Source organism: Mesorhizobium sp. M0051, from assembly GCF_040323235.1.
GTDB lineage: Bacteria > Pseudomonadota > Alphaproteobacteria > Rhizobiales > Rhizobiaceae > Mesorhizobium.
In genome coordinates this window covers 39,025-58,290 of record NZ_JAMYUT010000029.1, presented here as the reverse complement: position 1 = coordinate 58,290, position 19,266 = coordinate 39,025, and the positions used below count along the sequence as shown (strand labels likewise).

Annotated in this window: 22 protein-coding genes and 1 pseudogene; 13 read left to right on the top strand and 10 right to left on the bottom strand. The window is 62.5% G+C overall.

From position 1 onward, the window contains the following. Positions 1–41 precede the first annotated feature (41 nt). Positions 42–515 carry a transcription elongation factor GreA gene (greA, locus tag NKJ90_RS25710; protein WP_013530066.1) on the bottom strand — a complete coding sequence of 158 codons (474 nt, stop codon included), beginning with the start codon at positions 513–515 and terminating at the stop codon, positions 42–44. A 272-nt stretch (positions 516–787) separates the two neighbouring features. Next, positions 788–1,321, bottom strand: coding sequence for a tetratricopeptide repeat protein (locus tag NKJ90_RS25705; RefSeq protein WP_031260749.1), 534 nt, complete (start codon positions 1,319–1,321; stop codon positions 788–790). A gap of 146 nt (positions 1,322–1,467) precedes the next feature. On the opposite strand from NKJ90_RS25705, the gene NKJ90_RS25700 reads away from it, so the two are divergent. From NKJ90_RS25700 to NKJ90_RS25675, 6 genes are all read left to right on the top strand, one after another. Continuing rightward, positions 1,468–1,893 carry a DUF3775 domain-containing protein gene (locus tag NKJ90_RS25700; RefSeq protein WP_023761271.1) on the top strand — a complete coding sequence of 142 codons (426 nt, stop codon included), beginning with the start codon at positions 1,468–1,470 and terminating at the stop codon, positions 1,891–1,893. 186 nt (positions 1,894–2,079) lie between these two features. Continuing rightward, positions 2,080–3,150: an extensin-like domain-containing protein gene (locus NKJ90_RS25695; RefSeq protein ID WP_031260748.1), complete on the top strand. Its 1,071-nt coding sequence runs from the start codon at positions 2,080–2,082 to the stop codon at positions 3,148–3,150. A 115-nt stretch (positions 3,151–3,265) separates the two neighbouring features. Then, positions 3,266–4,069, top strand: coding sequence for an extensin-like domain-containing protein (locus NKJ90_RS25690; protein ID WP_352487120.1), 804 nt, complete (start codon positions 3,266–3,268; stop codon positions 4,067–4,069). A gap of 72 nt (positions 4,070–4,141) precedes the next feature. Further along, positions 4,142–4,843 carry an LssY C-terminal domain-containing protein gene (locus NKJ90_RS25685; protein WP_031260746.1) on the top strand — a complete coding sequence of 234 codons (702 nt, stop codon included), beginning with the start codon at positions 4,142–4,144 and terminating at the stop codon, positions 4,841–4,843. 43 nt (positions 4,844–4,886) lie between these two features. Then, entirely contained in the window at positions 4,887–5,078 is a 192-nt protein-coding gene (locus NKJ90_RS25680) for a hypothetical protein (protein ID WP_023761266.1), read from the top strand. Between the two features lie 75 nt (positions 5,079–5,153). Continuing rightward, positions 5,154–6,464, top strand: a complete 1,311-nt coding sequence (locus NKJ90_RS25675) for a hemolysin family protein (RefSeq protein WP_023761265.1) — start codon at positions 5,154–5,156, stop codon at positions 6,462–6,464. 27 nt (positions 6,465–6,491) lie between these two features. Here the strand turns inward: NKJ90_RS25675 and NKJ90_RS25670 are convergent, their stop codons facing one another. Further along, positions 6,492–6,746, bottom strand: a complete 255-nt coding sequence (locus tag NKJ90_RS25670) for a DUF1127 domain-containing protein (protein WP_156938596.1) — start codon at positions 6,744–6,746, stop codon at positions 6,492–6,494. 127 nt (positions 6,747–6,873) lie between these two features. Between NKJ90_RS25670 and NKJ90_RS25665 the strand changes: the two genes are divergently transcribed. After that, positions 6,874–8,391: a winged helix-turn-helix domain-containing tetratricopeptide repeat protein gene (locus tag NKJ90_RS25665; protein WP_031260744.1), complete on the top strand. Its 1,518-nt coding sequence runs from the start codon at positions 6,874–6,876 to the stop codon at positions 8,389–8,391. Between the two features lie 37 nt (positions 8,392–8,428). On the opposite strand, the gene NKJ90_RS25660 is transcribed toward NKJ90_RS25665, so the two are convergent. Both NKJ90_RS25660 and NKJ90_RS25655 read right to left on the bottom strand, forming a co-directional pair. Beyond that, positions 8,429–9,307 carry a DMT family transporter gene (locus NKJ90_RS25660; protein ID WP_050589574.1) on the bottom strand — a complete coding sequence of 293 codons (879 nt, stop codon included), beginning with the start codon at positions 9,305–9,307 and terminating at the stop codon, positions 8,429–8,431. Between the two features lie 571 nt (positions 9,308–9,878). Further along, complete coding sequence (locus NKJ90_RS25655) at positions 9,879–10,484, bottom strand: NADPH-dependent FMN reductase (RefSeq protein ID WP_023761259.1); 606 nt, start codon at positions 10,482–10,484, stop codon at positions 9,879–9,881. Positions 10,485–10,573: 89 nt separating this feature from the next. Between NKJ90_RS25655 and NKJ90_RS25650 the strand changes: the two genes are divergently transcribed. Continuing rightward, positions 10,574–10,942, top strand: coding sequence for a winged helix-turn-helix transcriptional regulator (locus tag NKJ90_RS25650; RefSeq protein WP_023761258.1), 369 nt, complete (start codon positions 10,574–10,576; stop codon positions 10,940–10,942). A gap of 111 nt (positions 10,943–11,053) precedes the next feature. Here NKJ90_RS25650 and NKJ90_RS25645 read toward each other — a convergent pair whose 3' ends face one another. Both NKJ90_RS25645 and NKJ90_RS25640 read right to left on the bottom strand, forming a co-directional pair. Continuing rightward, on the bottom strand, positions 11,054–11,449 hold the full coding sequence (locus NKJ90_RS25645) for an acyl-CoA thioesterase (protein WP_023761257.1): 396 nt from the start codon (positions 11,447–11,449) through the stop codon (positions 11,054–11,056). Positions 11,450–11,553: 104 nt separating this feature from the next. Further along, positions 11,554–12,495, bottom strand: a complete 942-nt coding sequence (locus tag NKJ90_RS25640) for a phosphoribosylaminoimidazolesuccinocarboxamide synthase (RefSeq protein WP_031260743.1) — start codon at positions 12,493–12,495, stop codon at positions 11,554–11,556. A 270-nt stretch (positions 12,496–12,765) separates the two neighbouring features. On the opposite strand from NKJ90_RS25640, the gene NKJ90_RS25635 reads away from it, so the two are divergent. From NKJ90_RS25635 to NKJ90_RS25625, 3 genes are read left to right on the top strand one after another with little or no spacing between them, the layout of a single operon-like run. After that, entirely contained in the window at positions 12,766–14,382 is a 1,617-nt protein-coding gene (locus NKJ90_RS25635) for a GMC family oxidoreductase (protein ID WP_031260742.1), read from the top strand. Then, on the top strand, positions 14,379–15,590 hold the full coding sequence (locus tag NKJ90_RS25630; protein ID WP_023761254.1) for a mandelate racemase/muconate lactonizing enzyme family protein: 1,212 nt from the start codon (positions 14,379–14,381) through the stop codon (positions 15,588–15,590). Before NKJ90_RS25635 ends, NKJ90_RS25630 begins: the two co-directional genes overlap by 4 nt. After that, a complete protein-coding gene (locus NKJ90_RS25625) occupies positions 15,587–16,504 on the top strand; it encodes an NAD(P)-dependent oxidoreductase (RefSeq protein ID WP_023761253.1) in 918 nt (305 codons plus the stop codon). The genes NKJ90_RS25630 and NKJ90_RS25625 overlap by 4 nt, the downstream gene beginning before the upstream one ends. Before the next feature lie 80 nt (positions 16,505–16,584). Here NKJ90_RS25625 and NKJ90_RS25620 read toward each other — a convergent pair. Continuing rightward, positions 16,585–16,986: pseudogene (locus tag NKJ90_RS25620) on the bottom strand (diacylglycerol kinase family lipid kinase); the annotation flags it as partial. Between the two features lie 15 nt (positions 16,987–17,001). Here NKJ90_RS25620 and NKJ90_RS33610 point away from each other — a divergent pair. Further along, complete coding sequence (locus NKJ90_RS33610; protein ID WP_502904948.1) at positions 17,002–17,253, top strand: hypothetical protein; 252 nt, start codon at positions 17,002–17,004, stop codon at positions 17,251–17,253. Positions 17,254–17,407: 154 nt separating this feature from the next. Further along, the gene (locus NKJ90_RS25615; protein WP_023761249.1) at positions 17,408–17,929 is read left to right on the top strand and encodes a hypothetical protein; all 522 of its coding nucleotides are present in this window, start codon (positions 17,408–17,410) and stop codon (positions 17,927–17,929) included. A gap of 67 nt (positions 17,930–17,996) precedes the next feature. On the opposite strand, the gene NKJ90_RS25610 is transcribed toward NKJ90_RS25615, so the two are convergent. Continuing rightward, positions 17,997–18,527 carry a dihydrofolate reductase family protein gene (locus NKJ90_RS25610; protein WP_023761248.1) on the bottom strand — a complete coding sequence of 177 codons (531 nt, stop codon included), beginning with the start codon at positions 18,525–18,527 and terminating at the stop codon, positions 17,997–17,999. 104 nt (positions 18,528–18,631) lie between these two features. Continuing rightward, positions 18,632–19,255: a hypothetical protein gene (locus tag NKJ90_RS25605; protein WP_031260740.1), complete on the bottom strand. Its 624-nt coding sequence runs from the start codon at positions 19,253–19,255 to the stop codon at positions 18,632–18,634. Positions 19,256–19,266: the final 11 nt, after the last annotated feature.

Here is a 19,266-nt window from a genome sequence, read left to right as displayed (position 1 = left end):
AACCGCGCTAGTCGGCCGCCAGAGTAGAATTATCAAAGGTCCTAGATGAACTGCACCTGGACGATCTCATAGCCCCTGGCACCGCCAGGCGCGTTGACCTCGATAGCGTCGCCGACTTCCTTGCCGATCAGCGCGCGGGCGATCGGCGACGAGATCGAGATACGCCCGGACTTCACATCCGCTTCCTGGTCGCCGACGATCCGATAGGTCTTCTTTTCCTCGGTATCCTCGTCGACCAGCACCACGGTGGCGCCGAACTTGATCTTGTCGCCGCTGAGCTTGCTCACGTCGATCACCTCGGCGCGCGCGATATAATCTTCAAGCTCGTTGACACGGCCCTCATTGAGGCTCTGCGCCTCTTTGGCGGCATGATATTCGGCATTCTCGGACAGGTCGCCATGCGAGCGCGCTTCGGAGATCGCCTCGATGATGCGCGGCCGCTCTTCCTGCTGGCGCCAGCGCAGTTCTTCCTTCAATGACGCGAAACCCTCGCCTGTCATCGGGACCTTGTTCATAATGCCTGCCTTTCCTGCTGCCACCCCCGCGTTTCGGGGGAAGCCTCGTCGATGAGTACAAAAAGAAAACGGTCCGGCAGCCTCGAGCCAACGGAACCGTGTCACCGCAATTTCCTTGAATATAGCAATATTCGCGCGTTTTTCACGCCCAAAAATTGGTTTTGCAAAAATCATCCCCGCTTTCATCAGTCGGGGGGCGGCCAGCGGGAGTGAGGGCCACAAAAAACGACCGCGATTGCTCGCGGTCGCTTCGAAGAGCCCTTGAGGCCGTCTCAACTCCTCATGAAATGGTCGATCTGCTCGGCCAGCATGCCGTATTCGCGCGAACCTTTGCCGGTCCGCTTCTCGATTTCCATCAGCTGCTGCTGGGCGCCGGCCAGATCGCCGATCTGCAGATGCGCTTCGCCGAGATATTCGCGCACCAGCGTATAGTTGGGATCGATGCGCAGCGCTTCCTCGTAATAGCCGAGGCCGACGGTGACGCGGCCGGAGTGGCGGTGCGAATAGCCGAGATAGTTGAGGATGCGCGGATCCTGCTTGTTGGCCGCGAGGCTGAGCACGGCAATCGCCTCATCATAACGCCCGGCCATCGCCAGGTCGTGCCCGGCATAGTAGATGCTGTCGTCGTCCAGCATGCCTTCCTGGGGCGCGACGCACTTCTTCTTCTGCTTGTCCCAGACCATGCCCTTCTTGCATTGGGTGGTCGTATTAGTGTCGCCACCGCTGCCGGCAGCAAACGCGGGAACGGCAAGGAACTGCAGCGCGACAAGGGCAGTCGCAGCCTGGATCAGCATTCTTTTATGCATCGAAGCCTCCTGGAGGGGTGAGAATGCAACACTAACGCCGGACGGTTCGCATTTCATCCCGGAAAAATGCGTGCCGCAGAACATCAGGTGACGGATGCCGCAAATCCGCTATCATCAGCCAGGATTTCGGCACTGGGAGACTGCTCGTGCAGCGGCGGCTTGAAAAGGACTGGGAGCTTTCGATCGGCCCCGACACCGTGCGCCTGTTCATTCTCAAAGCCAAGGCGCTGAGTGCCGCCGTCAATGAAGACTATGCCGATGGCGCCGAACACGAGGTCGAACTCGACGGCGAGTCCCATGCCAGCCATCATCATGACGGCCTTGCCGAGGAAAGCTCCGAAGATCTCACCGAGGAAGAGCTGCGCGAGCTGATCAACGACCTCAATGTCGATGAAGCCGCCGAACTGATTGCGCTGGCCTGGGTCGGTCGCGGCGACTACGACGCCACGGAATGGGCGGACGCGCTTGCCACGGCGCGAGAGCGCGCCAACAAGCGCACCGCAAAATACCTGCTTGGTATGCCGCTTCTCGCCGACTGGCTGGAGGAAGGGCTGGAAGCGATCGGCGCGTAACGAGGCGGTTACCGTTCGTGATGCGGCGCAAGCAACCTCCTTGCGTCGGCGCCGTTGATGGTGATGGGGTCGCCTGTCTTTTCCCGAACATGCAAAATTGCGTTGATCATGGCCATCACGGCCTTGCCGGTGGTGTCGGCAGACGCCCGGCATCGCCATCGACCTGCCAAGCCGCTGACGCCGCGGGTGGACCAGCCGCTGACACAGCGGGTCGATCAGCCCTTGAAGCCGCGGGGCGGACTGCGCCTGAAACCGCGGCGCCACCGGCACCACACACCGAACCAGACACAACAGGAGACTCAGGCTCCGCGGCCCTCGCCTGCCGATGTTCCGGTGCTGCCCGGGCCCGGTAGTCCATTGCCCAGTCCCGTTCCGGTGCCCGAACCACGCCCGGCGGACACTGAGGCGCCGGAAAAGCAAAAGACGGAAGGGCCGGAGACCACCGGAGCATCCGACCGGTTCAATGAAGAACAATCCCATCAGAAAAAGCAGGCACGCCCCGAGCCGTCGGCCACAGAGCCGTCAATCGATACGGTAGGCGAGCCGGAGCTGCCAGCCATTGCGCCGACGCCGACACAGAAACCTGACACCGAAAAAGCGCCCGATGTTGAGCCCCCAACCGTCGCCCCGCAGCCGCCGCAAAAGCCGGCCGATGCAGGCGACAAGAAGATGCTGCCCGACCCTCGCTCGGCCGATCTGCCCGACGCCAAGATGCCCGCCGAGGAAGTCGCCTGCCGCGATCGGCTGAAGACGCTTGGCGTCGAATTCGAGGAGCGCAAGGCGGAAAGCAATCCCGAAATCGGCTGCTCGATTCCGTATCCGATCGTGCTGAAGACGCTTGGAAAGTCCGTCGACATCGGCCCCAACCCCGAACTGAACTGCAAGATGGCCGAGGCGGCTGCCCGTTTTGCCGCCGATGTGATCCAGCCGGCCGCGAAAGCCGAATTCGGTGCCGACCTGAAATCGATCGGCCAGGCATCGGCCTTTGTCTGCCGGCCACGCAACGGCACACAAAAATTGTCCGAGCATGCCTTCGGCAACGCGCTCGATATCGCCAGCTTCACGCTGTCGGATGGCAAGAAGATCGAAGTCGGTCCTGCGCCACCCGAGAAGGACGCCAAATTTCTCGACACCGTGCGTCAGGCGGCCTGCGGACCGTTCAAGACCGTGCTCGGACCGGGCAGCGATGCCGATCATTCCTTGCATTTCCATCTCGATCTCGAGCCTAGACAGCATGGCGGAACATTCTGTCAGTGAGCATGGTTGGCCGGACCGCGTGCCCCAATTCGGCCGCAGGCATGAACGCGAGCGCTGAGTTTTCCTTTACCCTTGATCGTTAAAATGCCGGACATCTGGGACAGGGATTCCGCTGATGGCCGGGATATTTGCCGCCGTACGGCAGTCGAGACGCATGTGCGCGGCAGCCGGCAGGCTGGCCGCCGGCCTTGCCCTTGTGGCGGTTTCCGCCTGCAATACCGGCAGCGTGCTATCGCTTGAACCGGCTGTCGACGTCGGCTCCCAGACTTCAACCGTGCCGCAATACACCGGCCTGCAGAAGCTCGTTCCCTCCAATCCCTATATGACGCAGGCCGCTTATCCGCGCATGGACGAGCCGATGTCGCCGGTCGAGCAGATGCCGGCCAGTGAAACCGACTGCCGCCAGCAATTGAAGCGCCTCGACGTCGCCTTCACCGACCTGGCGCCGATCCATGAAGGCCAGTGCGGCATCGACTATCCCGTAAAGGTCTCGGCCATCGGCAACATCCAGATGAAGCCAGCCGCGACGCTGACCTGCGACATGGCCGCCACCTTTGCCGGCTGGACAAAGAATGAGCTCGTCCCCTCCGCCCGATGGCGCTATTTCTCGGGCGTCAAGACCATCCACCAGGGCTCCAGCTATTCCTGCCGCAACATCGCGGGTGAAGGCGTGTTGTCGGAACATGGCAAGGGCAACGCGCTCGACGTCATGAGCATCGAGCTCAACAACGGCGACGACATCGACGTGCGCAAGCCCGGCCTGTTTGCCTTCCGCACCCGCGGCTTCCTGAACAATGTGCGCGCCGACGGCTGCCAGTACTTCACCACCGTGCTCGGCCCCGGCTACAATTACGACCACCGCAACCATTTTCATTTCGACATCAAGAACCGCAAGAACGGTTATCGCGCCTGCCGGTAGATCGATGCCGGGTATCCTTTGCGGGAGTGCCACGCACCGCCTAATGTGATGCCGGACGTTTGAGCCTCCTTCATGAGCCAACGAAGTCTTCGGCGACGCATCACGATCTGGATGGTGGCCTTGCTGGCCGGCTACCTGGCGCTCGCCTATTTCGCGGTGCCCGAGTTCTGGACGTTCCGCGATCGCGGCTTTCGCACCCAGCGTTTCGAGATGGTGACGCACACTCCGCAAGGTATTCTTGGCGACCCGATCAATGTCGGCCTTGTCGGCACGCGGAAGGAGGTGGCCCATGCCTTCGCCGTCGCCGGTTGGGACACCGCTGACGCCGTGACCCTGAAGACTGCAATCGAGATCGGCGAGAGCGTTTTGTTCGACCACCCCTACCCCGATGCGCCGGTCAGCCGGCTGCTGTTCGACGGCCGCGCCCAGGATCTCGCCTTCGAAAAGCCGGTTGGCGGCAGCGCCGATCGCCGGCATCATGTCCGCTTCTGGCAGACCGATGCTGCAGGCGATGATGGCCGGCCGCTGTGGCTGGGATCGGCCAGCTTCGATCGCGGCGTTGGCCTCAGCCGCGATACCGGCGCCGTCACCCACCATATCGGCTCCGACATCGATGCCGAGCGCGATTTCCTGATGCGCGACCTGGCCACCGCCGGCACACTGGTCTCGACCAGTGACATATCTGGCATCGGCGCGACAACCACCGGACGCAATGGCGGCGGCGATCCCTATTTCACGGATGGCGAGGCGATCGTCGGCATACTCAAACAGTAGATCGCGCGGCCTGGTTCGATCCGGCGCCTAAAGAGCGTCGCTGTTGTTCGCCTCATTCGAACAGGAAGGCACATACATCGAGCCCACGGTGCATATCTCGGAAGCCGAGGCGCTGCTCCATCACATCGATCAGGTCCTGAAAACCCGCCCGGGCTTCTGGTTCGAACGGACGACCTTGGTCTATGTCCATCATGACTGCCTGCGTTTTGGCTGGGTGCGAGGGGCCGACGCCTGACCGAAATACCGGTCATTCCGCAAAAACCACGCCGGACTATTTTCGAACACCGCGCCGCAATGCTATTGACCGGTCATGCTATACGTCGAAATCGCTACCGTGTTCGTCCTCATCTGCGTAAACGGCCTTTTGTCGATGTCAGAACTTGCCATCGTCTCGTCGCGGCCTGCTCGGCTGAAAGCGATGATCGACCGCGGCATCAATGGCGCCGGCCGCGCTCTCGAGCTTGGCTCGAATCCCGGCAAGTTCCTGTCCTCGGTGCAGATCGGCATCACCCTGGTCGGCGTCCTCTCCGGCGCCTTTTCCGGCGCCACGCTTGGCGAGCGGCTGGCGCAGTTCCTGGCCACGACCGGCATACGTGAGGCCGTTGCCGATCCGCTCGGCGTCGGCATCGTCGTCGCCATCATCACCTATTTCTCTCTGATCGTCGGCGAGTTGGTTCCCAAGCAGATCGCGTTGCGTGACCCTGAACGGGTGGCCGCAAGAGCGGCGCCCGCCATGACCATCCTCGCCACTGTCTCGGCACCGCTGGTTTTCCTGCTCGATTTTTCCGGCCGCGCCATCTTGTGGCTGCTCGGCCAGCGCGGCGAAAGCGAGGAGAAGGTCACCGACGAGGAGATCAAGATGCTGGTTGCCGAGGCCGAGCATCACGGCACCATTGAATCCGACGAGCGGCGCATGATCGCCGGCGTCATGCGGCTTGGCGACCGCGCCGTGCGCGCGGTGATGACGCCTCGCACCGAGGTCGACTGGATCAATTTGCAATCCGACGAGGCGTCCATCCGCAAGCTTTTGATGGAAACCCAGCATTCGCGCCTGCCCGCCGGCGACGGTGGCGTCGATGTCATGGTCGGCGTCGTCCAGACGCGAGACGTGCTGGCGGCGCTGCTTGCCGGCCTCGTGCTCGATCCGCGCAGGCATGTGCAAGCCGCACCCATCGTCTATGACCAGGCCGACGCGCTGGATGTGCTGCAGAAGCTCAAGGAATCCGACGTGCCGATGGCGCTGGTACATGACGAATACGGCCATTTCGAAGGCATCGTCACCCCGGCCGACATCCTCGAAGCCATCACCGGCGTGTTCCGGGCGGACACCGATGCCGGCGACGAGGAAAATGCCGTCAAGCGCGAGGACGGCTCATGGCTGCTCGCCGGCTACATGCAAGCCGACGAGATGGCCGACATTCTCGGCATCGACCTGCCGGAAAACCGCGACTACGAGACCGTGGCCGGCTATGTGCTGGCACACATGCACCATCTGCCGGCGACTGGCGAATGCGTCGATGCGCAGGGCTGGCGCTTCGAGGTGGTCGACCTCGACGGCCGCCGCATCGACAAGCTGATCGCCACCCGGCTGCCCGGCGCTCAGCGCGAGGCGGTGCGCTGACGGTCAAGACGATGTGCGGCATTCGCTTTATGGTCGCCAGAAGGGCTTGGCGATCTCTTCCTCGACCTCCCGTTTCGTCAGACCGATATCGTCGATAAGATAGGGATTGTCGTTCGACATTTGCCTGAGTTGCCAGCGAAAGCGTATCCGCTCGCGCCAGCTCCGCTCGCGCAGGGTCGTGATAATGCTTCGCAAGGTCGTCAGGAGCCGGCGCGACGCCGGCCCCACGCGCGTTCCCAGCCGCGCTGCGCGATGCGGGGCCGAGGCACGGGTATTGGTCATCGCAACCTCCATCTGATTTGAGGGCTCAGGGGTTCTCGATCGAAATGAGGTTGAATTCTGCGCGATACGGACAGCGCCGTAATTAAGCCCTCCCAAATAGTTCTCAAAACTTCCAAACCGGCTATAGATGCGCCCTATGCAGGGATCGCGTTTTGCCTTTGGTCCGTTCGTGCTTGATCCGGGTGCGGGTACGCTGCTTCGGAACGATGTTCCTGTTGCTATTGGCTACCGCGGGCTAAGTCTGCTTGCGGCACTCGTCGGACGGCCCGGGCAAGTCCTGGGCAAAGCCGAGTTGATGGACGCGGCGTGGCCGGGGACGGCGGTCGAGGAAGGCAATCTCACCGTCCAGATCGCACAACTGCGCAAGTTGCTTGGTCCGGCAGCCGATGGCAGCGAATGGATATCCACCGTTCCGCGCGTCGGCTACCGCTTCACGGGCGCCGTCGAACAGCTCGGCAGCGCGAAGCGAAAACCTCTGCCGCTGCCCGACAAACCGTCGATAGCCGTGCTGCCCTTCGTCAATTTCAGCAACGATCCCGAGCAGGATTCCTTCGCGGATGGGTTGACCGAGGACCTGATCACCGACCTTTCAAGGATCTCCGGCCTGTTCGTCATCGCGCGCAACTCGACCTTTGCCTACAAGGGAAAGGCGATGGACGTGCGCGAGATCGCCGGGGATCTTGGCGTGCGCTATCTGCTGGAAGGCAGCGCAAGACGCGCCGCGGATCGCGTGCGCATCAACGCCCAGTTGGTCGATGCGGTGAGCGGCGAACATCTATGGGCGGAACGCTTCGATCGGAGCCTGGAGGATATCTTTGCGGTTCAGGACGAGGTCACGGCCAAGATCGTCGAGGCTTTGCTTGGCCGGCTGCGCGCACCGCTGCCGCGCAACCGGCCCCAAAATCTCGAGGCCTACGATCTCTGCGTGCGGGCGCGCAAGCTGATCGATGATTCGCCGCAGACGGCGCGGGAAGCGCACCTCATGCTCATGCGTGCGGTATCCCTCGATCCGGACTACGCCGAGGCCTATCGCTGGCTTGCCATGAACCACTGGATGGGATGGGTGCATTGGGGCGAACCCATCGAGCCCAACCGTAGTGTTGCTTTGGAGTTGGCGCGCAAGGCCGTGGCGATCGATCCCAACGATGCCGGCTGCCGCTGGGTCCTTGCCAACCTGCTCGCCTATGAACGCCGCTTCGCCGAGGCAGATGCGGAATTCGCCAAAGCATTCGAGCTAGACCCGAACGAGGCCGACGCCTGGGCGACACTATCCGACATCGCGGTCCTCGCCGGGCGGGTCCAGGAGGGCCTGGAGCACATTCGCAAGGCGTTTCGGCTGAACCCGTTTCCCGCAAGCTGGTACTATCTGACGCTCGGCGCGGCGCAATATGCGGCGCGTGAATACGAAGCCGCTGTCGAGACACTGCGCCGGGACGAAACCTATCGCACAAGCTCGCGCCGCTTCCTTGCGGCAAGCCTTGCGCAACTGGGCCGGTTCGAAGAGGCGCGCGCGGAGGTCGAAATGTTCCTCATCAGCAACCCGCATTTTACGACCCGCCACTGGGTCATGACGGAACCGTTTCGCGACGCCGCCATTCAGGAGCATTTCGTTGATGGCTTCCGCAAGGCCGGTCTTCCGGAATGACGCGCAGGCGGAGTCCCGAGCGGACGGACGTGCGTCCTCAAACCGCCGCTTCGATTGGTTCGGCAAGCCGGGGATTTGCCCGCGCGGCGATCAGGCAGCCGGCGACGATCAGGCATGCTCCGGTCAGCGTGGTCCAGGTCGCCTCCTCGCCGAAGAAGAACCAGCCAAGCGCGACCGCCCAGATAAAAGCCGAGTATTCGGTCGGGATCAGATATTGCGCCTCGGCGCGGGCGTAGGCCCAGCTCATCAGGAATTGCCCTGCAAGTGACAGCCCCGTCACCCCGGCCAGCGGCAGCCAAAGATTATTCGGCAGGGCGACGGCGAGCCAAGGTGCCGCGAGACCGACGATGATTGCAACGCAAAGGTTCTGGAACAACATGATCTCGATAGGCTTGGCCAACTGCGCCTGTTGCCGGGCGAGGATCAGATTGTAGCCGTAGAACACCGTTGATACAAGGACCGCCGCCGTGCCAAGCACGGCATCCTGCGTAGTGCTTGCATGCCCGAACTGGCCGGCCATGATGATCGCGACGCCGGCGATGCCGGCCAACGATGCCCAGATTGCCTGGCGCCGGATTCGTTCGCCCAGCAGCAGCGCAGCGAGGAAAAGGGCGAACAAGGGCGCCACGAAGCTGAGCCCGATCGCCTCCGCCAGCGGCAGCCTGGCAAGACCCCAGAAGAAGGATATCAGAACGATGCCGACAATTGCGGCACGCAGCGCATGCAGCCTCAGCACCGGAAAGGTTGGCTTTGAGCGCGGCCCTGTCGACCAGGCAGCACCCGCGACCACGGTCGCCAGCATGCTGCGCCACAGCACCGTGTTATAGACGCCCACCGCAATGACCAGCGTCTTCATCGCCGCGTCCATCCCCGACAGCAGGAAGATCCCGAGCGCGCAGACGAGCACCGGGATCATCGGGGAAACGGCGCCGGTCAGGCTGGATGTCTTCACGGCTTCAACTCATGTGACGGATTGCAGCCGGATATCTCAGAGCAAAGGGCGGCACCAGATGGCAGGACCGCCCATATGGAGGTCCAATCCCGATTGACGTCATGTCCGCCGCGGCGCCAAGGCACCAGCACCACTTTCCCCGTCTAGCGGCGCTCCTCAAGCAACCGGTGCGCTTCGCCGGGCCGGTAGAGCCGGAAGCAGCCGCTGATCGCTGCCCGAAGCCGGCCGCTGACCGCCAGTTGGAACAGCTCGGACAGGCTGGTTCTCAGCACGTCGGAGACAGCAACGGCAGCAGTGCGAAGCCTTTCAGCGACTGGTTGCGGCCGATCATCGCCTTCAGGTCCTGCTGGCGCTCTGCCAATGGGGTCGGCACCGTGCGGACGAACTCAACGAGGCGGATCGCTCACCGACCGCATCGTCCGGTCAAGACAGGCGCGGGAGGCGGCCGCCTCTGACAATTGACATGCCTCTAACAATTGAAAAGGGCGGCGCAAGCGCCGCCCTTGATCCTTGGGAGGATAATTCGAACCGGCGGTCAGGCCGCCCTGACTTCCTCGGCAACGGCATCGGCCTGACGCGCTGCCTTGAGCACCTTGGCCCACCACGCAACATCGTTGACCAGCGCGGTAGCGGCTTGGTTCAGATGCTCGAGATCTTCCAGCTTCTTCTCGCCCTGGCGGACGGCAAGGAAATCGCCCCAGGCGATATGGACGGCGGACTTGACCGGCGCCATCTGCAATTCGACCGCATGAAGGCGGAGCTGCTCGACGGCGCGGGAACCACCGACGCTGCCATAGCCGACAAACCCGGCCGGCTTCTTGTTCCATTCGTTGGCCGCGTAATCGATGGCATTCTTCAGCACAGCCGTCGGACCATGATTGTATTCGGCGGCGGTGAAGATGAAGCCATCGAATTCGGCGACCTTCCTTTGCCAGCGCTGTGCCACTTCATTCGTCGACGGCACCCAGGCAGAGGATGCAACCTCGTCGAAGAAAGGCAGCGGAAAGTCACGCAGGTCGACGATCTCGACGTTGATGTCGGCATGTGACTTGGCGATCTTGGCGATCCATTCGGTCGGCACATCGGCGAAACGCGCGGCGCGTGTCGAACCGATGACGATGGCGATTTTGGGTTTTGACATGGGGGCTCTCCATTCAGTAAAAGCTGGTATCATTTAGATACCGGCGCTATATGAGATACTGTCAACTCCCGACGCAAGGAGGCACCTTTTTGTTACTGAGGCACCCGCACCGCACCGAGGATTGTCGCGCCATCTCCGAAATCCTGCAGCGCGTCGGTGACAAATGGACCGTTCTGGTGGTTGGCAAGCTGGGCGACGGACCGCTGCGCTTCAACGAATTGCGCGCAGCCGTCGGCGGCATTTCACAGAAGATGCTGACTACGACCTTGCGTGGGCTGGAGCGCGACGGCTTCGTCACCCGCACCGTGTACCCGACCATCCCGCCGCGTGTCGACTACGAACTGACCGAGCTCGGTCACGAGTTGCTGATCCCGGTCAGCGCGCTTGGTGAATGGGCGCGCAGGAACACCGCGCGCGTGCGGGCCGCACGTGAAAAATTCGACGGTATGCATGCCTGAAATCCTTGCCTGGCAAGGTATCCGGAATTTGCGGTGAGCGACGAAGCGTGTATGTCCCGAAGCGCATCACCTGGTGTTACAAATGACTGAGCGCTGGAGAACCGGCTTCCATCAGCCTTCGGCAGGAACCGCTTTCGGCTTGCCCTCGCCGTCCAGCGCCACCATGACGAAATCGGCATGGGTAACTTTTTCCATCAGGTCGGAAAGGTAGCGTTGCGCCCAGGCTTCGACCTTGAGCGTCATCGAGGTGCGGCCGACGCGCTCGACATGGGTGTAGATGCACAGCGTGTCGCCGATCTTCATCGCCTTGGCGAAAGACATTTCCTTGACCGCCGCCGTCACCACGCGGCCCTTGGCGCGCTCGGCAGCGCGGATGCCGCAGGCCAGGTCCATCTGCGCCATCACCCAGCCGCCGAAGATGTCGCCGGCTGCATTGGCATCCGAAGGCATGGCCAGCGTGCGCAACGTCAGGTCTCCGATCGGCCGTCCATCCGCATAGTGCACCATGGGGAAAATCCTTCGAGACCGGTTGCCCTCGATCCCGTAACGTCATGGCGCCGACAGGTCAACGCGCCACTGCCGACTGCCCCCGGCGAAGGCTCACTTGGCCGCTAAAAGTAACGCTCAAGGTTCGTGCGAATGCGATCGAGGACTGTGTCCCCGGAAAGATCGGGAGAGAACTCCTTGCCCGTGATCGACTCATAAGCCTGCGCATAGACCCTGGAGGCCTGTTCGACGATCTGGTCGGGTATCTCGGGGACAGGGTCGCTGTAGGGATCGCACCTAGCCGACACCCAAGAACGGATGAAATCCTTGTCAAAACTCTCCGGCCGGCTGCCGCTGGCGAGCGCCTGTTCGTAACTCGCCGCGATCCAGTACCGGCTGCTGTCGGGCGTATGGATTTCGTCGGCAAGAATGATGGTGCCGTTCCTATCGGTGCCGAATTCGTATTTCGTATCGGCGAGGATGAGGCCTCGCTCGGCGGCGCGCTGCTGGCCGCGAGCGAACAGCTGTAAGGCATAGCCCGATACGATATCCCACTGCGCCTTCGTGAGCAGGCCCTGTTCAAGGATCTCGGCTTTGGACAGGGGCTCGTCATGACCACCCCGCGAAGCCTTGCTGGTCGGCGTGATGATCGGCTCCGCCAGTTTTTCATTGTCGCGCAGCCCGTCCGGCAGGCGCATCCCGTACATCTCCCGTTCGCCGCGACGATAGCGGGTCAGGATCGAGGTGCTGGTGGTTCCCGCCAGATAACCACGCACGACGATCTCGACCGGCAGGATGTCGAGCCTTGTGCCGACGACGACGTTCGGGTCGGGATACTCCAGGACATGGTTCGGGCAGATATCGGCTGTTTCCTCGAACCAGTACCGAGCCGTCTGGGTGAGGATCTCTCCCTTGTATGGGATCGAAGTCAGGATGGTGTCGAAGGCGCTGAGGCGATCGGTTGCGATGATGATGCGCCTGCCATCCGCCAAATCGTAGTTTTCGCGGACCTTGCCGCTGTAGTGGCCCGGCAGTTCGGGAATGAACGCGTCAGGAAGGGTCCGCATATGATTTCCTGCCTTCCGCAGATTGGCCAGAGCATGATTCCGAAAAGTTGCAGACTTTTCGGAAAAAATCATGCGCCAAAGTAATGCCATCGCATAGGCCGTCGAGCCGGTGCATATCAAGCACGATTGTCCGGAATCCCCTCGAACCCGACCATTTCGACGGTCGCTTTTTTCACAACTGATGCCGGAAGGCACGGCTACGCGGTGAACCCATGGCGTCTAGGCTGCGCCAGATTTCCGGCGCCGCCCAAACCAATCGTGCAGACCATCATGCAGACCTATGATTTCATTATCGTCGGCTCCGGCTCGGCCGGCTCGGTCCTGGCCGACAAACTCTCGGCCTCCGGGCGCTTTTCGGTGCTGGTGCTGGAGGCCGGCGGCACCGACCGCCGCTTCTACGTGCAGATGCCGCTCGGCTACGGCAAGACCTTCTTCGATCCTGATGTCAACTGGAACTATAAGGCCGAGCCGGACCCGGGCCTTGCCGGCAATGCCGACCACTGGCCGCGCGGCAAGCTGCTCGGCGGTTCGAGCTCGATCAACGCCATGGTCTGGATCAGGGGCGCGCGCGAGGATTTCGACGCCTGGCGCGACGCCGGCAATCCCGGCTGGGGTTATGACGACCTGTTGCCCGCCTTCAAGGCGCTCGAGGACAACCAGGCCGGCGCCGACCAATGGCGCGGCATCGGCGGACCGCTGCACATCACCGACTGTGCCGACGCCGTCCACCCGCTGACCAGGCGCTATCTCGCTGCCGGCCAGCAGGCCGGCCTGGCGCTCAACCCGGATTTCAACGGTGCCGTCCAGGAAGGCGTCGGCGTCTACCAGATCTCGACCCGCAACGGCCGCCGCATGTCGGCGGCGCGCGCCTTCCTGCGTCCGGCAATGAGACGCGCCAATGTCCGCGTCGAGATGAACGCGCTGGCGACCAGGGTCCTGTTCGAGGGCAAGCGCGCCGTTGGCGTCGAATATCTGCAGAACGGCGAGACGAAGACGGCGCGTGCCGGCCGCGAGGTCATATTGTCGGGCGGTTCGGTCAACTCGCCGCAATTGCTGCAGCTGTCCGGCGTCGGCCCGTCCGCTCTGCTTGGGGGGCTGGGCATTCCCGTCGTTCACGCCAACGAAAATGTCGGTGCGCATCTGCAGGATCATGTCGGCATCAACTATACCTTCAAGGGCCGGCTGCCGACGCTCAATCAGATCCTGCGTCCGTGGTGGGGCAAGCTCTTGGTCGGCATGCAATACATCCTGACGCGTTCGGGCCCGCTGTCGCTGTCGATGAACAATGCCGGCGGCTTCTTCCGCACCGACCCGGCGGCCAGCCGGCCCAACATGCAGCTCTATTTCCAGGCCTTCTCGACCGTCATTCCCAAGAGCGGAGAGCGCCCGATCCTGACGCCGGATCCATGGCCGGGCTTTTCCATCGGCCTGTCCAATTGCCGCCCGTCGAGCCGTGGCGAGATCATGATCCGCTCCAGCAACCCGCGCGACTACCCCAAAATTGTCGCCAATGCCTATTCCACCAATGCCGATGTCCAGGAGATGCTGGCAGCGGTGAAATTCGTGCGCAAGATCGCCTCGATGCCCGCCATGGCCGAGATCATCGAGGAAGAGGTCCTGCCCGGTCCGTCGATCACTTCCGACGCCGATCTGATACAGGATTTCCGAAAGCGCTCGGGGACCGTCTATCACCCGGTGTCGACCTGCCGCATGGGGCCGGATCGCGCGCGCGCCGTCGTCGATCCGCGTCTCAAGGTGCACGGCGTCGAAGGCTTGCGCGTCATCGATGCCTCGATCTTTCCCGACAACATCACCGGCAACACCAACGCCGCCTCGATCATGACCGGTTGGAAGGGCGCCGAGTTGGTTCTGGAGGACCAAAGATGAAGATCACCGACGTCAAGACCTGGGTTGTCGGCAACCCGCCGCCCGGCATCGGCGGCAAGTATTTCATCTTCGTCAAGCTCACCACAGACGGCGGCGTGGTCGGCTATGGCGAGGCCTACAACGCCACCTTCTCGGCCCATGTCACGGCGAGGATGGTCGAGGACATGGCCGAGCGCTATCTCGTCGGCCGCGATCCGCACGACATCGAGAACTTCTTCCGCCGCGCCTATTCCTCGGGTTTCACCCAGCGTCCCGATGTGTCCGGCATGGGTTGCTTCTCGGCGCTGGAGATGGCCTGCTGGGACATTATCGGCAAGGAGGCCGACAAGCCGGTCTACAAACTGCTCGGTGGCCAGGTGCACGAGACGCTGCGCTCCTACACCTATCTCTACCCGCACACCGGCAGCGTCCATTCCGAGGACGCGCACGGCAAGAACGTCTACAACGATCCCGATCTCGCCGCCGCCTGCGCGCTCGAATATGTCGAGCAGGGGTTCAACGCCGTCAAGCTCGATCCAGCCGGCCCCTACACCGCCTTTGACGGCCACCAGCCGCGGCTTGTCGACATCGACCTGTCCACCCGTATGGTCAAGGCGATCCGCGAGGCGGTCGGCACGCGCGCCGACATATTGTTCGGCACACACGGCCAGTTCACCGCCTCCGGCGCGCTACGCATGGCGCGCGCCATCGAGCCTTATGATCCGCTTTGGTTCGAAGAGCCGGTGCCGCCTGACATGCCAGAGGTCATGGCCCAAGTGGCCCGCGCGACCTCGATCCCGATCGCCACCGGCGAACGGCTGACGACTAAATTCGAGTTCGCTCGCGTCATCGAGAACCGCGCCGCGACCATCCTGCAGCCGGACCTCGGCCGCTCGGGCGGCATCCTGGAAACCAAGAAGATCGCCGCCATGGCGGAGGCCTACCACATCCAGATCGCCCCGCATTGCTACTGCGGACCGATCGTCGGTGCCGCCAACATCCAGTTGGCGGTGACGCTGCCCAATTTCCTCATCCTCGAATCGCTGAAGCAGTGGGACGGGTTTCACGCCACGCTGCTGAAGAAGAAGATCGAGTGGCAGGACGGCAACGTCATCCCGTCGAAGGAGCCCGGCCTCGGCGTCGAACTCGACGAGGCGGTCTGCGACGCGCATCCCTACACGGGCAAGGAACTGCATCTGCAGATGATGCAGACGCCGCTGATGCCATGAGCGAAAGCTACGCCTTCATCGGCCTTGGCCATCTCGGCGGCAACCTTGCCGCCAGCCTGATCCGCAACGGCTTTTCCGTGACCGTCTTCGACCGTGATCCCGCCGCTGTCGAGTGCCTCGTTGCACTCGGCGCCTCCGCTGCGAACAGCCCCGCCGACGCCGCCGCACGGGCCGGCAACGCGATCACGTGCCTGCCGTCGCCGAAGGTCAGCGAAGCGGTGCTGGCCGGCCCCGGTGGATTGCTCGAAGGCCTGCCGAAGGGTGGCACCTGGATCGAGATGTCCACCAATGGCCGCGACGAGATTCTTCGCCTCGCTGCCCTCGCTTCGGCCAATGGCGTCGAGACGCTGGAATGCCCGGTCACCGGCGGCGTGCACCTGGCGGCGGCCGGAAAGATCACCGCGCTGGTCGGCGGCGATGCGGCGCTCCACGAGCGTCATCGCCCGGCGATCGAAGCGATGTGCGCGAAGTCCTTCCTGATGGGACCAATCGGGTCGGCGGCGGTGATCAAGGTCATCACCAACATGCTCGCCTTCATCCACCTTGTCGCCGCCGGCGAAGCGCTGATGCTGGCCAAACAAGGCGGTCTCGACCTCGCCCAATCCTACCACGCCATCGTGGCCTCCTCAGGCAGCAGCTTCGTCCACGAGACCGAAAGCCAGCTCATTCTCAACGGCTCCTACGACATCGGCTTCACCATGGATCTGGCGCTGAAGGACCTTGGCTTCGCTCTCGCCATGGGCGAACAGTCAGGCGTGCCACTCGACCTCGCCACGCGCGTCAATACGATTTTCGAACAGGGCAAGGCTGCCTATGGCGGCAGCGCCTGGTCGACCCAGATCGTCAAGTTGCTGGAAGATGCCGTCGGCACCGACCTGCGTGCCCCTGGCTTTCCGGCCAAACTAGCGATCTGACTCCATGCAGAAAACCAAGCGATTTCAATATGTTGTATGGGCGGGCGAATCCATCTGAATCAACCCGTTAACGACTTGATTCAGTATCTGAGCGTCAGCGCGCCGGGCAAGATCTCGAAGGTCGCGGGTATGCGTCCGGGCGACTCGCCGTCTATATCGACCAGCGCACCGTTCTTCTCCACATCGCCGAGCGGCTCGACCACCACTTTCCTGCCGCGCAGGATGGTGATCGCTGGATGATTGCGGTGCCGGCCGCCATAGAGCAGGCGGATATCCCAGATCAGCTTCAGCTTGCCGGCGGCCCGCAAGATAACGATGTCGAACTGCCCGTCGGTCAAATCGGCATCTGGGGCGATCATCATGCCGCCGCCGAAGAATTTGCCATTGGCCACCGCCACTAGCGCCATGCGCGCCTCGACCGGGGCGCTGTCATCGACGGTGATCCTGACGTCCTGGAAGCGGTAGCGGATGAATTCGATCACGAGGTGTTCACCGAAATGATTCCGCGCCTGATCGACAAGGGCGTGTCGTTCGTTGAGATCGGCGGCAACGACGAGATCATGGTCACCATGCTCTCCACCGACTCGATCGCCATCCCCGAAGGCATGCGCATCCTGTTCAGCTATCCTCTGCCGGCAGATCCAGCAACGCGCCGCACCGGCATGATCGTCGCCGTACGCAAGCTGCATCTCGTGCTGCCGGCGCTGATCAAGTCGGGCGCTAGGCTCGAACATGTCTATGACTACTGAGACGATCCGGCCACGTTCCGCAAGGATCGGCTATCGCGAGCGCCCCGCCACGCTCATTCCACAATCGCGGCCAAATCCCGCCTTGTTCACGCGCGATGGAATGTTGCATGCACCTGAATGAGCTGCCGGGGAGCCATCTCGAAGGGACGAGACCGTGATCAAGACCGCCCTTGTCGCCATGACCATCGTCGGCTGCGACTGCGACGCCAAGCTTTGCGAATATATCGGCGAGACGCCGGCCAAGTGGTCGACCGTCGCCGAGTGCGAAGCGGCGATGAGAAGCCAGATGCTGCACGAGCGCAATTTCAACTATCCGCTCGTCTCCGGCATCTGCCGCACCAAGGGCTCGTCGTCCTCTTCGCAGCTGGCCGCGACCGCGTCGCGCCCTGAACTGAAGCCCGCCAGCCGCGTTGTCAGAACCGAAAGCCCGTTGCCGCCTGAACTGAGCCATCGGCCGAGCGTCTCGGTCGGTTCGCCGACGACGGCCATGGAAGCGGACGCCGCCCGGCCCGTCGCCTATGAACAAGTGGTCGATGGCGGAACCGGCGTGCTCTATCGCACGAAAAACGGTTATGCCTTGGTCAAGACCGATCTCGGCCGCGCCGCCTCGGCGACCGCCGACGCCGCGAAACGCTCTGTGAACTGGCTGGCCGGACTTGTGCCGAAGGGCCTGTAATCCCGCAAGCGTCTCGGTTTGACGACCGCAACATGCGGCATCCTATCGTCGCACCGGGTGTCCGTGATTAGGCAGGCACATAGGTCAACCTGATCACGTCATCGCCAATCAGGTCGCTGGCCACAAAGCGAAGCGGCGGCCGGGGGCCGGCGAAGAATGGCTTACCATGACCAAGCACGAACGGATGGAGGTAGAGTTGGTACGCATCGATAAGACCAAGGTCGGTCAGGCTTCGTGCCAGGTTTGGTCCAGAAACTGAAATCTCCCCAACGAGTTGGGCCTTAAGCCCACGTATCACTGCCTCGACGTCGTCCGCGACAAGGGTGGCGTTGGGGCCGACCGACTTCAGCGTGCGCGACACAACCCATTTCGGTTGGCTCCGCCACGCGGCCGCGAATTCACGCGCCTCCGCGCTCCACTCTGGACTGTCTTCGTCCCAATAGCGCATCACCTCGTACATGCCGCGACCGTACACGCTGCCGCTCAGGTTGCGCACTTGCTCTATCCAGTGACGAAAGATCGTGGGCCCTGACGGCATTTTCTGGTGGTCGACATAGCCGTCGAGGGACTGGTTCATTCTGAAAATGAGCTTCGCCATGCTGTAAGACCTCCAATTCAGGGTCTTCAGAATAACTGGGGCCGCCGTTACGCAAAAGAGTGGACCCCCAGCCGAAATCCAAACTGGGACACGACCCTGATCTCCTACAGCTTGACCTTCAGGCTCTGCCAGAACTTGTCGATCAGCGGCTTTTCGGTCGCCACGTCCTCGCCGGCAATGCGGGTGATGAACAACAGCCCCTGTTCGGCAACGCCGTAGCCGACGATCTCGAAATCGGCCGTGTCACTGCGTGTCTTCACGACGGCCTTTATACCAGTTAATTCCTTGCCGTCGGCAAGTTTGCGCGTCGTCGGCTCCTGCGTCAGCGTGGCGCCGGCCTGCACCGAGTCCTTGGTCATCTCCTGCAGCATCAGCTGGTTGAGCGACACCGGATTCATCTTGCCATACTCCTGGACGATGACGATGGTACCCAGCGCCGACGCCATCAGATACTGCGTGATATTCTCACCCAGGTCGGACTTGGTCACCGAGATGTCGCTCGGATGGACAAACGAGAAATCGCTGCCGGCAAAGGTGGCGAAGTCGTTGCGCTCGAGCGTCACCTTGCTCTTTCTGCCGCCGGGCAGCGTCATGCTTGTGCTCTCGCCGGGATCGATATCGACGGTCACGCCGTCGATGGTCAGCTTGAAAGCCTTGATATCCTCGGCCTGGACCGGTCCAGCGCACAGCGCAATGAGGGTGAGTGCCGCCGCCGATACCATCCGCATGGGTTGTTCTC

Coding starts and splice junctions, on each gene's coding strand:
- NKJ90_RS25630 (WP_023761254.1), top strand. CDS start 14,379: ATGAAGATCACCGACGTCAAGACCTGGGTTGTCGGCAACCCGCCGCCC.
- NKJ90_RS33610 (WP_502904948.1), top strand. CDS start 17,002: ATGATTCCGCGCCTGATCGACAAGGGCGTGTCGTTCGTTGAGATCGGC.
- greA (WP_013530066.1), bottom strand. CDS start 515: ATGAACAAGGTCCCGATGACAGGCGAGGGTTTCGCGTCATTGAAGGAA.
- NKJ90_RS25705 (WP_031260749.1), bottom strand. CDS start 1,321: ATGCATAAAAGAATGCTGATCCAGGCTGCGACTGCCCTTGTCGCGCTG.
- NKJ90_RS25655 (WP_023761259.1), bottom strand. CDS start 10,484: ATGTCAAAACCCAAAATCGCCATCGTCATCGGTTCGACACGCGCCGCG.
- NKJ90_RS25640 (WP_031260743.1), bottom strand. CDS start 12,495: ATGCGGACCCTTCCTGACGCGTTCATTCCCGAACTGCCGGGCCACTAC.
- NKJ90_RS25605 (WP_031260740.1), bottom strand. CDS start 19,255: ATGCGGATGGTATCGGCGGCGGCACTCACCCTCATTGCGCTGTGCGCT.
- NKJ90_RS25610 (WP_023761248.1), bottom strand. CDS start 18,527: ATGGCGAAGCTCATTTTCAGAATGAACCAGTCCCTCGACGGCTATGTC.
- NKJ90_RS25635 (WP_031260742.1), top strand. CDS start 12,766: ATGCAGACCTATGATTTCATTATCGTCGGCTCCGGCTCGGCCGGCTCG.
- NKJ90_RS25675 (WP_023761265.1), top strand. CDS start 5,154: ATGCTATACGTCGAAATCGCTACCGTGTTCGTCCTCATCTGCGTAAAC.
- NKJ90_RS25690 (WP_352487120.1), top strand. CDS start 3,266: ATGGCCGGGATATTTGCCGCCGTACGGCAGTCGAGACGCATGTGCGCG.
- NKJ90_RS25645 (WP_023761257.1), bottom strand. CDS start 11,449: ATGGTGCACTATGCGGATGGACGGCCGATCGGAGACCTGACGTTGCGC.
- NKJ90_RS25665 (WP_031260744.1), top strand. CDS start 6,874: ATGCGCCCTATGCAGGGATCGCGTTTTGCCTTTGGTCCGTTCGTGCTT.
- NKJ90_RS25625 (WP_023761253.1), top strand. CDS start 15,587: ATGAGCGAAAGCTACGCCTTCATCGGCCTTGGCCATCTCGGCGGCAAC.
- NKJ90_RS25660 (WP_050589574.1), bottom strand. CDS start 9,307: ATGATCCCGGTGCTCGTCTGCGCGCTCGGGATCTTCCTGCTGTCGGGG.
- NKJ90_RS25670 (WP_156938596.1), bottom strand. CDS start 6,746: ATGACCAATACCCGTGCCTCGGCCCCGCATCGCGCAGCGCGGCTGGGA.
- NKJ90_RS25685 (WP_031260746.1), top strand. CDS start 4,142: ATGAGCCAACGAAGTCTTCGGCGACGCATCACGATCTGGATGGTGGCC.